This is a genomic window from Prosthecobacter sp. (assembly GCF_044373815.1).
Lineage (GTDB): Bacteria > Verrucomicrobiota > Verrucomicrobiia > Verrucomicrobiales > Verrucomicrobiaceae > Prosthecobacter.
In genome coordinates this window covers 1-15,566 of sequence record NZ_JBIPNG010000110.1, presented here as the reverse complement: position 1 = coordinate 15,566, position 15,566 = coordinate 1, and the positions used below count along the sequence as shown (strand labels likewise).

General features: G+C 58.2%; 14 protein-coding genes. 7 read left to right on the top strand and 7 right to left on the bottom strand.

The features are described 5' to 3' along the window. Positions 1 to 1,071 (top strand): DUF1553 domain-containing protein (locus ACIREA_RS11510; protein WP_397382421.1); only part of this gene is annotated, 1,071 nt, incomplete at its 5' end. A 41-nt stretch (positions 1,072 to 1,112) separates the two neighbouring features. After that, the gene (locus tag ACIREA_RS11505) at positions 1,113 to 2,408 is read left to right on the top strand and encodes a DUF1501 domain-containing protein (protein WP_397382420.1); all 1,296 of its coding nucleotides are present in this window, start codon (positions 1,113 to 1,115) and stop codon (positions 2,406 to 2,408) included. 97 nt (positions 2,409 to 2,505) lie between these two features. On the opposite strand, the gene ACIREA_RS11500 is transcribed toward ACIREA_RS11505, so the two are convergent. Beyond that, positions 2,506 to 3,594, bottom strand: a complete 1,089-nt coding sequence (locus ACIREA_RS11500) for a hypothetical protein (RefSeq protein WP_397382419.1) — start codon at positions 3,592 to 3,594, stop codon at positions 2,506 to 2,508. A gap of 259 nt (positions 3,595 to 3,853) precedes the next feature. Between ACIREA_RS11500 and xseB the strand changes: the two genes are divergently transcribed. The 3 genes from xseB (at position 3,854) to ACIREA_RS11485 (ending at position 7,544) form a co-directional block, all read left to right on the top strand. Next, a complete protein-coding gene (gene xseB / locus ACIREA_RS11495) occupies positions 3,854 to 4,201 on the top strand; it encodes an exodeoxyribonuclease VII small subunit (RefSeq protein ID WP_397382418.1) in 348 nt (115 codons plus the stop codon). 4 nt (positions 4,202 to 4,205) lie between these two features. After that, a complete protein-coding gene (gene dxs / locus ACIREA_RS11490; RefSeq protein WP_397382417.1) occupies positions 4,206 to 6,098 on the top strand; it encodes a 1-deoxy-D-xylulose-5-phosphate synthase in 1,893 nt (630 codons plus the stop codon). 462 nt (positions 6,099 to 6,560) lie between these two features. Continuing rightward, a complete protein-coding gene (locus ACIREA_RS11485) occupies positions 6,561 to 7,544 on the top strand; it encodes a formylglycine-generating enzyme family protein (protein ID WP_397382416.1) in 984 nt (327 codons plus the stop codon). 72 nt (positions 7,545 to 7,616) lie between these two features. On the opposite strand, the gene ACIREA_RS11480 is transcribed toward ACIREA_RS11485, so the two are convergent. From ACIREA_RS11480 to scpB, 3 genes are all read right to left on the bottom strand, one after another. Next, positions 7,617 to 8,201: a CAP domain-containing protein gene (locus tag ACIREA_RS11480; protein ID WP_397382415.1), complete on the bottom strand. Its 585-nt coding sequence runs from the start codon at positions 8,199 to 8,201 to the stop codon at positions 7,617 to 7,619. Positions 8,202 to 8,318: 117 nt separating this feature from the next. Then, on the bottom strand, positions 8,319 to 9,404 hold the full coding sequence (pheA, locus tag ACIREA_RS11475; protein ID WP_397382414.1) for a chorismate mutase: 1,086 nt from the start codon (positions 9,402 to 9,404) through the stop codon (positions 8,319 to 8,321). Between the two features lie 20 nt (positions 9,405 to 9,424). Next, positions 9,425 to 10,126, bottom strand: a complete 702-nt coding sequence (gene scpB / locus ACIREA_RS11470) for an SMC-Scp complex subunit ScpB (RefSeq protein ID WP_397382413.1) — start codon at positions 10,124 to 10,126, stop codon at positions 9,425 to 9,427. Positions 10,127 to 10,219: 93 nt separating this feature from the next. On the opposite strand from scpB, the gene ACIREA_RS11465 reads away from it, so the two are divergent. After that, entirely contained in the window at positions 10,220 to 11,434 is a 1,215-nt protein-coding gene (locus tag ACIREA_RS11465) for a hypothetical protein (RefSeq protein WP_397382412.1), read from the top strand. Positions 11,435 to 11,442: 8 nt separating this feature from the next. Here the strand turns inward: ACIREA_RS11465 and ACIREA_RS11460 are convergent, their stop codons facing one another. Continuing rightward, on the bottom strand, positions 11,443 to 11,856 hold the full coding sequence (locus ACIREA_RS11460) for a cupin domain-containing protein (RefSeq protein ID WP_397382411.1): 414 nt from the start codon (positions 11,854 to 11,856) through the stop codon (positions 11,443 to 11,445). A gap of 75 nt (positions 11,857 to 11,931) precedes the next feature. Beyond that, complete coding sequence (locus tag ACIREA_RS11455) at positions 11,932 to 12,192, bottom strand: hypothetical protein (RefSeq protein ID WP_397382410.1); 261 nt, start codon at positions 12,190 to 12,192, stop codon at positions 11,932 to 11,934. A 49-nt stretch (positions 12,193 to 12,241) separates the two neighbouring features. Between ACIREA_RS11455 and ACIREA_RS11450 the strand changes: the two genes are divergently transcribed. Beyond that, positions 12,242 to 13,204 (top strand): phosphoglycerate dehydrogenase, encoded by a 963-nt coding sequence (locus ACIREA_RS11450; RefSeq protein WP_397382409.1) that lies wholly within the window; start codon positions 12,242 to 12,244, stop codon positions 13,202 to 13,204. Positions 13,205 to 13,263: 59 nt separating this feature from the next. On the opposite strand, the gene ACIREA_RS11445 is transcribed toward ACIREA_RS11450, so the two are convergent. After that, positions 13,264 to 15,566: SecDF P1 head subdomain-containing protein (locus tag ACIREA_RS11445; RefSeq protein WP_397382408.1), on the bottom strand; the 2,303-nt coding region annotated here is incomplete at its 5' end.

Genomic DNA, 15,566 nt, shown 5'->3' with positions numbered 1-15,566 from the left:
ACCTGGAGCAAAGAAGACAAAAATCTTCCTGCCTACAAACAGAAGATGAAGTCCGCCGAAGAGCTTCGTCCGGCATTCGCCAAATGGGCTACTGACCCCAGCAATCCCCGCTTCGCCATGGCGATCGCCAACCGCATGTGGAAGCGTGCTTTCGGCCAGGGCATCTGTGAGCCTGTGACCAACATTGATGACCCCAAGCAGTCCGTGAATCCTGAGCTGCTCGTCCATCTGGCTGAAGAAATGAAACGGGTGAAGTTCGACATCAAGAGCTTCATGCGCATCATCTACAACACCCGCGCCTATCAGTCTGAAGCCACATCGGAAAAGATTGCCATGGGTGAACCCTACTACTTCCAGGGACCACTGCTCCGCCGCATGAGCGCTGAGCAGGCCTGGGACTCCTACATGACCTTGGTGCTCGGCGACCCCGACAAGTATGCCAAGCCGCTGGAAGATCTCTACAGCCGCTCCATTGACCTGGACCTCAGCAATCCCAAACTGGATGCGCAGACGGTGCTGGTGAAGTATGACGCCTTCCGCAAAATGGCCGAAAAAGAGCGCGCCCTCATGGGTGGTGGTCTTGCCGAAGCGGGTGGTGACGACATGATGATGGACGGCGGCAAAGCCAAGGGCAAAGGCAAGGCAGAAGCCAAGCCTGCTGGCGGCACGATGGAAAATGCCTCCCTGACCTACAACGGCATGGTACTCCGCCGGGCATCCACACTGGAGCAGCCCGCCCCGAACGGCCACTTCCTCATCGACTTCGGTCAGTCCCCCCGCTCCTTGATTGACGGCAGCGTCAAGTCCGGCTCGGTTCCCCAGGTGCTGATGATGATGAACGGCAAGGCGCAGCAAATGCTCACCAGCCCTGATTCACTGGTCTTCCGCACCATGGAAAAGGTGAAGACGCCGCCTGAAAAGGTTGAGGCTCTCTTTGTCTCCGTTCTCAACCGCCGCCCGACGCTCCAGGAAAAAGAGATCGCCAAGCGCGCCCTCTCAGGGGGTGAAGACGGCTATGCCAACATGATCTGGGCGCTCATCAACACCCGCGAATTCATCTTCATCCAATAATCCAAAGTTTAACCAAAACACGTAACGCGCAGACACCTCTTATGAAACCAGCACTCAACAAGCTCAACCCCATCGCCCGTCGTGACTTCATGATGCGCACGGCTCAGGCCGCGCTCGGCGTGACCGTCATGCCCTCTCTGAATCTGGCGGCTGCCGGCACCACCGGTGCAGGCACCCCCGGCTTCGGCAAGGCCAAAAACGTCATCTTCCTTTGGATGGGTGGCGGCATGACACACATTGACACCTGGGATCCCAAGGACGGAGCCACCAAGGGCCCGACCGATCCGATCAAAGCCAATGCTGGCTCCGGCAACATGGACCGCCTTGGCGGGACCATGGAGAAGATGGCCAAGGTGGCCAACAAGTTCTCCATCATCCGTTCCATGAGCTCCAAGACCGGTGTGCATGATCAGGGCACTTATGTCATGAAGACCGGCTATGAGCCGCGTGGCACGATTGTCCATCCTTGCATCGGCGCCTGGGCCTCCCATTTCCTGGGTCGTATCAAGGGGCCAACCCTTCCAGACAGCGTGGTCGTCAACAGCGGCAATGCTTTCCCTGGTGCAGGCTTCTTCCCCACCACGATGAGCCCCATCCCGATCTCCAATCCTGAGACTGGGCTGCAGAACATCAAGCCGACCACTTCGGAAGATCAGTTCAAGAAGCGTCTGTCCCTGACCGACGAATTCGACACTTCCTTCCGCAAAAAGTTCCAGTCGGACGATGTGAAGTCCTATTCCGAGTTCTATGACGAAACCGTCAAGCTCATGAAGAGCGAAGACCTGAAGGCCTTCGACCTCAGCCAGGAACCAGCAGCAGTGCGTGAGAAGTTTGGCAGAAACAACTTCGGCCAGGGAGCCCTCCTTGCCCGTCGTCTGGTGCAAGCCGGTGTCCGTTTCGTCGAAGTTCAATCCGGCGGCTGGGACATGCACAACACCATTGACACAGCTCTTGGAACAACCGCAGCCACCATGGACAGCGTCTTCGCCGCCTTGATCGAAGACCTTGTCTCCAACGGCTTGTTTGAATCCACCATGATCGTCATGGGTTCCGAATTCGGTCGCACACCGGACATCAACGAAAATGATGGCCGTGACCACTACCCGCTCGCTTACTCCACCGTCTTCGCAGGCGGAGGCGTCAAAGGCGGCTTCGTCTATGGTTCCACCGACAAGGAAGGCCGTCGTGTCGCTGACAAGCAGTGCACACCGCAGGACTTCCAGGCCACCATCGGCCATGCCATGGGCCTGCCCGTGGACGAAGTGGTCATGTCCCCCTCCAACCGTCCGTTCACGGTCGGCGACAAGGGCGTTCCTGTCCTCGACATCTTCGCGTAACCACTCGCAAGATTATCTCCTCAATGAGAAGCACCCGGTCGCAAGACCGGGTGTTTTTTTTATGGGGTCTTGTCCAGCATAACCCGCCGCCAGCGACTCACGCACGCCGGCGTGGGGCATGCAGCAAAGCGGCCCCCAGGATCAAGAGCAACACGCAGCCAGGCTCGGGTACCGGGATGACTGAAGTGATGGCAAAGTTAAAGTCGTCAAAGCTTTGAATGTAGCTCACCGCGCCATTGTCCAGACTGCCTCCGCGTAAATCCCATTGCAGACCTGTGATAGCGCCGCTGACCAGCCCAAGACTCTGATTGTTGAGCACACCAATGCTGCTTCCCAGCATTGAACTTCCGTCATTGTAGGCGCTTATGCCGAGAGTGGCGGTGTTGTTCAGTGTATCCAGCGCCACGGTAATTTCAGACCAGCCCTGCGTGCCTATTTGATAAGCTGTCGTCTGCCAGGCGCCACCGATCATGCGGTACTGCAGGAAATTGTCGCCAGTGTACCCCACTTCAAAGACGGGCTGGTTGGCCGCATCAAGCAACGACAGACCCAGCATGTTGCCGGTGTCCGGGTCATCCCAGTCCGAGGGCTTGACCCAAAACGACATTTGCACCTGCAATCCCGCAGTACTGGCGGGAGTAATCCCGTCATAATCGCGTGAATCCATGCTGTAGCGGTAACTGAAGCTTTGATCCGAAGCCATCAGGTTCAGGGTCTGCGACCCTGAATGCGGCATGGTGTTGCGGTAGGCAACAATCTGATTCCGATAATACTGGCTTCCATAATAGTAGGGTGCAGTGGCATCCTCATACAATCTGCCTCCAGAAAGCACCTGCCAAAGTCCTGTGCCATCCGCAATGTCCTCCGCCCCCCCTCCAGGACCCGAGTTGTCATTGCCATACTGACCCGCATTGTAACGTGTGACATCGGGCCCGTTCGTGCCGTCCCCCAAAGAGTTGGGGTAGGCTCCCAGCGGCACCACCCCGGTATAGCCGTTGCCGGAATTGTTGTTGAGATAGAACTGGGCGTCCCCCGCCAGATAAGCGGACAGAATTTGGCCGTTCATGGGGACACGATAACCATCTTGCTCTTCAAAACTGCCCAAATAGGCGAGGGCGTCATGGGACCAGAACATGGCCCCAATGACGCACGCATGGAGACAAAATCTGCGTTCGAGGAACTTCACGGGCTAAGCATTAACTTAGCGAATATGAATATAAATTCAATAATTAACATTATATTCCATATTTGAGGGGGATCTTGGCTCATGGCCGTTGGCTCTTGGGTATGCTGAAACTAACCACACGCCACCTCGCCAAGTGTCATTTCGAATCCGCCATAGGGGTACAAATGCCTTTCAAGCACGGCTTTTCCTGCTTGCGGCACCCAGCGAAGCCCGGATAATGGCCGCCCCTTCCGCGCCTCCCTGGCGAGTGACTGACACCATGAGCAAACCCACCCCCAAGACCGACGAACCCTCCTTTGAAGACGCCATGCAGCGCTTGGATGAGATCGTGGCAGGCATGGAGGACGGCCAGCTCTCCTTGGAGGAAATGATTTCCAGCTACGAAGATGGGGTACGGCTCCTCAAACTGTGCCGGCAGCGCATCGATGGTGCCCGCCGTCGAGTGGATGTGATCAGCGCCGATCTGGAAGGTGGCAAAGCCTCGCTCAGTTCATTTGACGATGCCGCTGATAACGACGAGAGCGCCGAAGACACCGAAAAACTCCGCTCCCCCGCCCGCCGCCGTAAAACCGCCGAGCCTGAAGGTGGCGAAATTCGACTTTTTTAGACCTGTGGATACCCTACTGCCTGCCATCAACTCCCCCGCCGACCTCAAAGCCCTGCCGCTGGAGAAACTGCCCGAACTTGCGGAGAAAATTCGCCAGACGCTCATCGAGACCCTCAGCCAGACCGGCGGCCACCTCGGCCCAAATCTTGGTGTCGTGGAGCTTAGCATTGCCTTGCACCGGGTGTTCGACACTCCCAAGGACCGCTTCGTCTTCGACGTCGCGCACCAAGGCTACGTCCACAAAATGCTCACCGGCCGCTGGGACCGCATTCACACCATCCGCCAGCATGACGGCCTGAACGGCTTCCTCCTTCGCACTGAAAGCGAACACGACTGCTACGGTGCAGGCCACGCTGGCACTGCCCTCTCCGCCGCCCTTGGCATGGCCACGGGTCGTGACCTTTGCGGAACGGACGAAAACGTCATCTGCGTGGCCGGAGACGCCGCCTTCACCTGCGGCCCTGTGTTTGAAGCGATGAACAACGTCGCTGCGCACACCAAGCGCCTCATCGTCGTGCTCAACGACAACGAGTGGTCCATCGATCGCAACGTCGGTGCCATCGCGAAGTACTTCAATTCCATCGCTACTCACCCTGCGTACGCGAACCTGCATCAGAAAGCTGGCAAACTGCTTGAGTTTGTGCTCGGTGAAGACGCACGCCGCATCGCCAAGAAGGTCGAAGACCACGCCAAAAACATCCTTCTGCCACAGAGCCAGACCCCGTCCAATCGCAGCTCCCTGTTCGACGAATTCGGCATCCGCTACTACGGCCCGATCGACGGTCATAACATCCCGCTGCTCATCCAGACCTTCGAGTTCCTCAAGACTCAGGATGAACCGGTGATCCTGCACATCATCACCGAGAAAGGTCGCGGCTATACCCCTGCCCTCAACGATCCCGGCAAGTTCCACGGTCTCGGCAAATACACTATCGAGACTGGCGAAACTCCGACCAGCGACAAGCCCACCTATTCCCAAGTCTTCGCCCGCAGCGTCACAGACTTCGCCAAGGCCGACAAGAGCATCGTCGCCATCACCGGAGCCATGCCCGGCGGCACTGGGTTGAGCGTCTTCAAAAAGGAAATTCCAGAGCGCTATTTCGACGTGGGCATCGCCGAAGAGCATGCGGCGCTTTTTGCCTGCGGCCTCGCCACCCGTGGCCTGAAGCCCTTCCTCACCATTTACTCCACTTTCATGCAGCGCGCGTTCGACATGATCGTGCATGACATGGCAGTCCAAAATCTCCCCGTGCGCCTCTGCATGGACCGTGGCGGACTCAGCGGCGATGACGGCCCCACGCACCATGGCCTCTTCGACATCGCATACCTCCGTGGCGTCCCAGGCATCGTCCACATGCAGCCGCGCAATGAAGACGAGTTTGTGGACATGCTCTGGACCATGGCCTGCTATGAGAGCGGTCCCATCGCCATCCGCTACCCGCGTGGCAATGGCCCGGGCATCATGCCCAAGGACAAGCCCGTCCGCCTCGAAATCGGCAAGGCTGAAGTCATTGCCGACGGCAGTGACGTCGCCCTCATTGCCCTCGGCGATATGTTCCCCATCGCCGAAGCCGCCAAGATAGAGCTGGAAGCCAAAGGTCTCTCCGTCGCTCTCATCAATCCGCGCTGGATCAAACCCCTCGACATGGACTGCATCTCGTCCTTTGCCAAAAAGGTGAAAGTCGTCTGCACCCTCGAAGATCACGTCCTGCGCAACGGCTTTGGCACTGGAGTCATCGAACAGCTCAGCGACGCCGGAATTCACACCCCTGTCGTCCGCATCGGCTGGCCCGATCAGTTCATCGAGCACGGCACCCCCTCAGTCCTCCGCCAGAAGCACGGCCTCAGCGTCGAGAACACCGTGGCGAAGGTGCTCGGTGCTTTGGGTCAGGCGTGATGCCCGGCCTGGAGTGTTGGCGGCGCTGAGTGGCTTGCTGAATCTGCTTTCTTCCAAGAAAGCCGTGTCCGATCGCGCTAAATATTGATTCAACTATGATCTGCAGCTGCTTTCCTTCTGGAAATGTCAGCTCCATTGAATCATCCTCCTTTTTTGCTCTGGGCCACGCATGACAATGGTTTGGAGAACAAGAATATTTGTATTCACTTTTGCATGTACTGAGAACTCCTGATCAGACGTTTTCACAGCCCGCTCCAGAGTCCCTGTGTTATTTCGTGACGATGCCGCTATTCCTTTTCGCCCCAAAAAGTGGGTGATTCCGGAAGGCTGAAGAACAGGGCACGTCACCGGGCAGGTCTGGCTGAAGAAGGCCAACAAGCACGTGCGACCCATGCGTCTGCCGAGGTCACATGGAGCAATAAAAGGCTGTTCTACAGCCCCACCTATCAGCGCAATCGGCGCATGCAGCCTTTTCAAAAATGGTTTGTTGCAGCAGGCTTTCTCATGGCTGCCGTTCTAGGCTACCTTCTCGGCCTCAGTCATCGACTCCCTGCATCTCGGCCTGGCCTGCCAGGCAAGGATTTCGCATCTTCGTCTTCAGGGAAACCCGAGGCCGAGCTTGTGACGCTCAAGGGAGGAAGCTACTCCATGGGGGACCCACTGGGTGAATTGAAGGATGCACGGCCTCATCAGGTCACTCTGGCACCTTTCATGATGGCCAAACATGAGATCACCTTGGAGCTATGGGACAGCGTCATGCTTTGGGGCCGGGACCACGGCTATTCAGATCTCCCTGCTGGCAACGGCAAAGGGCACAACCACCCTGTGTATGGCATCTCCTGGGGAGACGCTGTGAAGTGGTGCAACGCTCTCAGCGAAAAAGAAGGCCTCACTCCTTGCTACTACACCTCAACTACCAAGCAGAACATCGCACGCAAAGGCAGAGTGGACATCGGCAACCAGCATGTCAACTGGGAGGCCAATGGTTACCGCCTGCCCACGGAGGCCGAGTGGGAGTTTGCAGCCCGTGGTGGCCTCGCAAACAAACGTTTTCCCTTGGGCAATGAAATCACCCATGAGCACGCCAACTACCATGGATCCCCCCTTATCGAGTATTACAAAAGTCAGCGTGAAGGAACTGTACCAGCCCTGATGAGCAGCAAACCCTACACCGCTGCCATCGGTAGTTTTCAGCCCAACGGATTCGGCCTTCATGACATGGCTGGCAACGTGTGCGAATGGTGCTGGGATTTCTACGATCCGAGCTACGGGACTCCAGAGCCACAGCTGAAAGATCCTCATGGTCCTGACAAGGGCCAAAACTGCGTCGTCAGAGGTGGCAGCTGGAGGCATACGGCCGCTGAAGCCCGCTGCGCGAGTCGTTTCAGCCAGCCAGGAGATCTGCCAGCGGCCCATGTCGGCTTTAGGGTCGTTCGCTGCCGCTGAGGTGCCTGTCACGATCAACAGGTCCTTACTATGCCAGCCTCTCCTCCTGCATCGGCGGAGCGCCCCTGGCCTTCAGGGGACTACCGAAGCGAAATTTTGCGTGGCATAGAGATGAAACTTCGGACAGGTGCAGGCATGCACGCCACAGCCTAAAAACAGGAGATTGCGGTTCAGAATGTTCGCCCGGTGGCCCGGCGAGTTCATCCACAGCTTCACCATCTCATCCGCAAAGGCCAGGTAGGTGAGGCCGTTCGTGGTGCGCATGGCGATGTTTTCAGCGCGCTCTCCACTTTTCAGGCCCTTGGCCTCCATGCGCTGCCAGGCGGTGTGTTTCGCGGGATCATTCGGATTCTCGTGAGAAAAGAAATTCTCCAAGGCCATGTCGCGTGAGTGCTCATAAGCGCACGCCGTCAGCGCACGCGAAGTTTGGAACATCGGCAGCTTGTGCTTCTCCCGCTCTGTGTTCGTGGCAAAGAAAATCGCTGCGTTCAGCAAGCCAGCATCCATCTTTGCACGATCCATCACGCGCAGCACAGGCGGATGCAGACGGAACGTAGACGGAGTGAAGCGCTCATAGTCCGCAAACGTCCAAGGCGCAGACTGTACCGTGTCCTCAGCACCCAGCGGCAGCGTTAAAAGAAGCAGGAGCGAGATCAAGCGCATCAAGTCTGAAGGAAGTCAGGAGTGGATTGAACGCAACCGGATGAACGCCTCGCTGCCTAGAGCCCGGTGAAATTCAAAATACAATGCCACGGGAACAGCCGCGCGGCATCATTACCTCTCCTCCACCCAGCCCGGAGCCGGATAGCTGCCGAGGATCTTCACCTGAACAGCAATGCCTTCGACTTCAAGAGCGGTGATGGCCTGCTGCAGTGTGGCATCGGAATGATGGCCGCTGATTTCGAGGAAAAAGCGGGCCTGATTGCCGCTGGTGGTGGGGCGGTTCTCGATCTGGCGGACGTTGACGTTGCGTGAGGCAAAGACCTGCAGGACTTCCATGAGCGCGCCCACGCGATCCTTGGAATGGATCATGAGCATGGTGTTGTCATTGCCTGAGGGAGGGCCGGAGCGGCGGCCGAGGATGATAAAGCGCGTCTGGGTAGCGTATTCACGAGGTGAAGTGGCAATGACGCGCAGATCGTGCAACTCGGCGCTCAAGGGTGTGCCGAGAGCGGCCACGGTGGGATTCTGCGCGGCGAGGGTGGCCGCAGCGCTGGAACTGGCAGACTCGATCAGTTGTGCCCCAGGGAAGCTCTGCATGAGCCAGGGACGGCAATGCGCAAGCATCTGCGCCCGGCCATGTATCTCAGTGATGGTGCTGTTTGGCCCCTGCGCCATGACGGCAGCATCGGCCTTCCACAAAATTTCGGCGTAGATCTGCAGCACACTATCGGCCAGATGGTCCAGCGTATGATGCACCGCGCCTTCCGTCGAATGCTCAATGGGCAGCACACCGTAGTCGGCGGTCTGCGCGGCCACTCGGCCAAAGACACCTTCGGTGCTGGCTTCCGCGAGGTATTCGACGCAGTGGCCAAACTTGTTCACCGCTGCCTGATGCGTCCACGAACCTGTTGGGCCGAGGTAGGCGATTTTGAGACTGTCCTCCAAAGCGAGCGCAGCGCTCATAATCTCGCGGTAGATCGCACGAATGGCCCGCTCGGTCAGACGGCCGTTTTGCGCACGGTTGATCTCCGCCAGCTTGCGCAACAATTTGTCTTCGCGGCCCGGCACATAGATGTCCAGGTCGTCCTTGCGTTTGATCTCGCCAACGGCGTGCACCAGTTCGGCGCGCTCGTTGAGCAAACGCAGCAGCTGCTGATCGATGCTATCGATCTTGTTGCGGACTTCTTCGAGGGACATGGACCGCAGGAGAAAAAAGGTTAAGACTCGTCCGCCACAGGCGTGACGGGAGCCAGGGAGAGTTGATGCTCCTGAGGGTGCTCGGCAGCCGCCGCACCTTCTTCGGCGGTCGGCAGTTTCACCCGGCGAAGCTCGGAGGCGTTGGGCATGTCATCGAGACTGCGCACGCCGAAATGGTCGAGGAAAGCCTCGGTGGTGCCATAGAGAAGCGGACGGCCCGGCAAATCGGCCCGGCCTTCGATTTTCATCAAACCACGGTCAATGAGCTGTTGCACCATCGCATCCACCGAAACACCGCGAACTGCTTCGATGCCGGCTTTCGTGATCGGCTGGCGGTAGGCCACGATGGCAAGCGTCTCCAGTGCGGGCTGGCTCAGGCGCTGCACTTTTTTACCGGGATAAAGCGCGCGGCACCACTCGGCATACTCGCCACGGGCGGCGATTCGCCAGCCGTTCGCACGTTCGACGAGGGTGAAGGCATGCTTCTCAGCTGCATAACGGCCGATCAGTTCATCCAAACTCGCACGCACCTGCTCCTCAGTCGTGGCCGCCAATGGGGCAACCCACTCCGGGATCTGGATCGGACTGCCTTCGGCAAGCGGCTCGCTGGCGGCATCACAAATGTCCTTGGCCGTCTCTTTGACGGCGGCACACATCTGCGGCACACCCAGGGGCTCCTGGGTGGCAAAAAGAAGAGCTTCGACGATCGAGATCAATTCCATGGCGCGGACAGGCAATCTCAAGCGAGCCAGAGGGGAGAGTCAAGCCATGCCTTAGCCTTGACACTCCCGCCAAACCCGCTCTCTCATGCTCGTATGGCCCTGCGTCTCGACAATGCCGTCATCCGTGGCGAAATCGACAACACCACCCGCGACAACGTTCGGGGCAAGCTCTGGCTGATCGGCCGAGAAGATCCAGTCATCATGGATCTGCGCGGCAATGCCTGGCGCGATGTCGCCGGTTGCAAAATAATCTTCACCAATCCCAATCCATCGCCGCAGGCGGCTGCCTCCACATTGGAGCCGAAACAGAAAGGACAAGTCGGAGACATCACCGCCTCCTGGGAAATGGAGGATCATCCCGCCTCAGAGAACCAGGAGGAAAGACGCGTGGAGGATGATTTCGCCGGTCCTCCCGCCGCCTGCCACCATACGCTCTATGTCGAGTGGTTCTCCGCAGAGAACGGTCGTGTATTCATCGAAGGCACAGGTTTTGAGATCAGCATCTCCGCGTGGGTTTGGGAGATGGTCGAGGCGCAGGAGGAGGCGCAAAAAATGAGCAACCTCCAAGCCATGCGGGAATGGCTGGCCGGTATCATCCAACGCCCCGAGCCAAAGGAGGAGGACGATGAGGAATTCGATGCCAGCGAAGAATCCTGGGAAGACTCACTCAAGCAGTCTGATCGCCTCACAGATGCGAACATGGAGGCGATCGAAAAATACGGTATCGATGGCCTGCATGATGACCGCATCGCGTTTGTCATGGGCTGGGATCACATGCTGGAGGGCAGCCGCGAACGAGAAGACGACGATGCTGAGGGTGAAAACTGGAAAGAAGGCCATGAAGTCATGCCAGAATTGGATGAGGTCGAGATGGAACTCGATGACCAAGCCTTCTCCGAGTACCTGGAAGAAGATAGCGAGCGTGAAGCCCACCCTCTGCAAACCATGGCCCATGACTTCGCCTTGCGACTGCTGACCGAGATCAAAGAGGAACGCGCTGAAAACACCGCAGAGAGCGATGGCAGCACAGCGCTCGACCGCTTCATCCGCAACTCATTGAACATCAGTGGTAAGCTGGCCGGAGCGCTCGGCACGCAGGATTTTGGCGGTTCATTCCAAACCGGCCACACGCTCGCGATTCTACGCCGCTGCCTCAACTGGGCCAACGAGGCTTTCGCCGCATTGAACGAACTGATGGAAGCCCCCGATTGGAATGATCGGCAAGATTTGCTCGACGACTTCCGAGCCGAACTCTTCGCCATTCGTGACGGCATCAACGATCTGCGCAAACAACTGCGCACTGAGTAGCAACAGGGCTACTTCCGCAGGGACTTCCAGGGCTCTTCTTCACTGTGATCCACCAAACCGGGCTCTTCCGCCTTGGCTGGAGAAAGAATGGCCAGGAAGACGAGCATTTCGTCGCCCACGTTCCAGGTGCCATGGATTTCCCCCATGGGAATGAAGGCAGTGTCACCAGGGCCAAGGATTTTTTTCTGCTGGCCGACCCATTGTTCGGCCTTGCCCGAAATGACGTAGATCATTTCCTCCCGGGTGGGGTGTGAGTGAAAAGGATGACTGCGCCCCGGCTCCATGTTGGCCCGCACCATCATGAGGTGCTCGTTGTTCACGATGTCACTGCGGCAGATCCACTCCTCCAGCGTCCATGGGGAGAGGTAGTCGATTTTTTCGGCAGCGGTGACGAAACGGCGGTTGGCGATGGCTTCGGACATGGTGGGCGGATGCTAGCGTGGTGAAATCACCCCGGCAAGCCGGGCGATGCACCTATGACTATCCGTTTTGCCACTTCAATACGTGAACAAATCCTTCACCACCAAGGGGCGCTCGATCTCCACGCCCTTCTGCTTGAGGAGGAGGTTCAGTGCGTCAGCCATGCGCTGTTTCATGTGCTTGGTCAGGCGGCGGCCTTTGCGGGCGCGCTGCACGGCTTTGTGGGTCATTGGCTCCGTACTAGCGGCCACCAGGGCGTGATTTCCCAGTTCATGCTCGGTCATGATCCCGTCCAGAGGCTGCACGCCCATGTTGCGCTCGATTTCGTCTTGTCCCATGATCACCCTCTCATTCCGCAAACCGTCATCTGCAATCTGAATTCCAGCCATGCGCATCCTTCTCACCACCACCAGCTATCAGGACACCCCCGGCGATCACCACGAACTGCTCGCCGCGCAAGGCTACGAAGTACACCGGGAGCGCGGCCCCCTGCCGGAGAAACGCATGCTGGAGCTCGCGGGCGAATTTGACGCATTCCTCTGCGGCGACGACGAAATCACCCGTGCTGTTTTGGACAAATCCCTGCCGCGCCTGCGGGTGATCTCGAAATACGGCATCGGTTTGGACAAAATCGACGTGGCGGCCTGCACGGAGAAAAAACTGCCCGTGCTCTTCACCCCCGGCGTGAATCACACCACCGTGGCCGAGCACACCTTCTGCCTGCTGCTCGCCATGGTGCGCAATCTCGTCGATTCCGCCAACTCCGTGCGCAACGGCCAGTGGAAGCGTGTCACCGGTCATGAAATCTGGAATAAGACCATCGGCATCGTCGGCCTGGGCCGCATCGGCCAGGAAGTGGCGAAACGTGCCACCGCCTTCGGCATGAACATTCACGCCATGGACCTGCCGCAGTACTGGCCCAAAGCCTTCGCAGACGTTCACGGCATCACCCAGCACGAAGAAATCGAAACGATGCTCCCACACATCGATGTGCTGAGCCTGCACGCGAACCTGAGCGAGAGCACCCGCAACCTCATCAACGCCGAACGCTTGAAGCTCGCGAAGCCCGAACTGCTCGTCGTAAACACCTCGCGCGCCGAACTCGTCCACATGGCAGACATGATCGCCGCGCTGGATGCCGGCAAAGTCGGTGGCTACGGAACGGATGTGCTCGACGTAGAACCACCACCCGCAGACCATCCGCTGCTCAAGCACCCCAAGGCCCTCATCACTCCCCACATCGGCTCACGCACCTACGAAAGCGTCCCCCGTCAGGCTATGCGGGCCACCCTGAACCTCGTGAACTACCTCAAGGGGGAGAAGGACGTCATTCAGGCGAACAAGTGGTGATCAGTCGTAGCGTGGATTGCCACTTGGAAGGCGCTGCTCTGATCCGGTAATGGACTGAATCACCGCCACATGGATCGGCTGATCGGCATGGGGTCGCGCGTTGGCTGATGCGCTTGATAGAGCTTCAGTCGTGCGCTTGATTGACCGGCCTCGTCGCTGCCAGGCGGGAGTTTTTTCAGAACCTCCTGCTCCAGCTGAATGGCTGCGGCGTAGTCCTTCTGCTCCGCATGGGCTGCCGCAAGGGCGACAGAGACCTCCTGGCGATCTCCGAGCAAAACACCCGCCGCGAGGTTGGCATATTGACTGGCTTTCTGGCCGTCACGGATCGAGGCGTCAGGACAGGTCGCCAGCAGCCAGGCGAGATCAAGAAAGGTATGAGTGTAACCCGGTGTTTTCTGCGCACCTTTCTCGTAGTCAGCAAGCGCGGCTCGAAAATCGCCTTTGGCGTGGTAAGCGCGGCCGCGCAGGTCAAAGTTGACTCCTTGAGGAGAAGCCTTCACCGCGATATCAAGGTCAGCGATGGCGTGGTCATAGTCGCCCATTTGATAATAGGCCAGGCTCCGGGCCCTGTGGATATTGTCGTTGCTGGGATTCATCCGCAGAGCCTCGCCATAGTCCGCCAGTGCTTTGTCAAACTGTTCAAGAGCCGCATGGGCATTAGCTCTGTTGTTGAAAAAACCCCATTCGCCAGGGTGGTGCTTGATCGCCTCATCATAAACAGGCACGACGCCTGCGAAATCACGCTGATCCCATAGGGCGTTGGCCTTCTGCCTAAACTCGTTCACCGTTTGCGGGGTGCCCGCAAGCCTCTGCACCCGTTTGTATTCGAAGCTCAGGCACATCGGCCTGCCCTCTGCCTGCCTCACAGACGTGATGGTCATCAAGCCGACCACTCCACGAGAAGTTCGAAACAGACAGGAAACAGGCCACTGGCCTTGGGCGAGCCTGATAATCTCGTTCTTGGCGGTCTGCTCCCCCACCAACGACATCGCACTGCTGGCGGACATGAAAAGGTCCTGGTTCCCCGTGAGCCACTTTCCAAAAGCGCACCCATGAGGATGAATGAATATGTCAACGGCCTCGTGACTCAGGCTGAAATCCACTCCACCGGCTGCATCCGCTTTTTCCAAGCCAGCTTTGACTTCCCCCGGGCTTGCTGCTGAGGCAGTGCGGATGGCAAAGGTTTTTCCTTCGGCGAACTGAAAGTACGGCACAATGCCATCCGTGGCGCAAGCAAGCACATGCTCACTCGCGGGGCCAAAGACCCATTCGTTGTGAGCCTGCGCCGATGGGTCGTGTTTTTGGGTGTCGGCTTGGGTCTCTGTCTTGGATGATTCCGTTGCTGCCATGCTCCTGATGGCTTGTTGCAGCCTGGCCACCAGATCATCAGCTTCCTCATGGCTCAAATTGCCGCTGATCTCTGCCCGGCCGTCGCTGATCTCGGCCTGGATCATGGGAGCGGAACGGACCTGACCGTCGATGATGACCGCCAGCTTTCGGCCCTTCCCTTCGCGCGTCGCCTGCGCGAAGCGCTGCTTACCGCTCTCAGTGAATTGCAGCGCAATCTGAGAACCAGTGGGCCTGTGAATGACTTCGACCGACTGCAAGGTGGACTGGTCGAGCAAGACAGCCTTCTCGACGTACAGCGTCTCGCTCTGCCGTGGTCCCGTGAACGTCATCAATTCGGTGTCCACTGAAGGGGAGTCCCGCACCCAGCGCATCTGAAGGGTGGGATTGGAGTCTGATTCTGGAGCCTCAACAAGCACTGGCGGCACATGGACACCGTCGATGACAAAGGTTTTCCTCCCACGGCTGCGCACGATGAACCCCGCATACGACGAGAGAGGCAGGCCAAAGGAGATGGTATGCACATACTGGCTTTGAAAGTTCACTGTTGTGCCGCCTTCGCTGCGCATATCCGATCCATCACGCAGGCGGCCCAAGACCTCCCACTGATAGTAGGGGAACTTGTCTTCGTCCTCGGTGACCACGGTAACGAAGGCCCGATGACTCGCATCCTCGCCCGAGTTGGTCAGGAACTGGCCACCAGCGGTGTTGTTGGTCTTGCCCGCCGTCACGGGTTCACTGCTCCACCAAGAACCTGCCGTGAGCACGAGGCTTGCTTTCAACTGTCCTTGGGCGGCTGCATAAGGAACCCGGCAATCCGTGGCAAGCCATCCAGCGGCTTTAGGAGCCTTTGGCTCGCGCGCACCGGACACGCGTTGTGTCACTTTGATTTTCTCCCCCGCCGGGGTGAAGAGATTCACGCGACTCTCACTGCGTTGATCAATGGCCGGGTGGGAATAAAAAAACATCAGCCAGCCTGACGTGTCGCTGATCTTGGACGCAGTGCCATTTTCCA

Excerpts from the sequence above, each read along its gene's own strand:
- ACIREA_RS11505 (WP_397382420.1), top strand. The coding sequence starts at position 1,113 with ATGAAACCAGCACTCAACAAGCTCAACCCCATCGCCCGTCGTGACTTC.
- xseB (WP_397382418.1), top strand. The coding sequence starts at position 3,854 with ATGAGCAAACCCACCCCCAAGACCGACGAACCCTCCTTTGAAGACGCC.
- ACIREA_RS11485 (WP_397382416.1), top strand. The coding sequence starts at position 6,561 with ATGCAGCCTTTTCAAAAATGGTTTGTTGCAGCAGGCTTTCTCATGGCT.
- pheA (WP_397382414.1), bottom strand. The coding sequence starts at position 9,404 with ATGTCCCTCGAAGAAGTCCGCAACAAGATCGATAGCATCGATCAGCAG.
- scpB (WP_397382413.1), bottom strand. The coding sequence starts at position 10,126 with ATGGAATTGATCTCGATCGTCGAAGCTCTTCTTTTTGCCACCCAGGAG.
- ACIREA_RS11465 (WP_397382412.1), top strand. The coding sequence starts at position 10,220 with ATGGCCCTGCGTCTCGACAATGCCGTCATCCGTGGCGAAATCGACAAC.
- ACIREA_RS11460 (WP_397382411.1), bottom strand. The coding sequence starts at position 11,856 with ATGTCCGAAGCCATCGCCAACCGCCGTTTCGTCACCGCTGCCGAAAAA.
- ACIREA_RS11455 (WP_397382410.1), bottom strand. The coding sequence starts at position 12,192 with ATGGGACAAGACGAAATCGAGCGCAACATGGGCGTGCAGCCTCTGGAC.
- ACIREA_RS11450 (WP_397382409.1), top strand. The coding sequence starts at position 12,242 with ATGCGCATCCTTCTCACCACCACCAGCTATCAGGACACCCCCGGCGAT.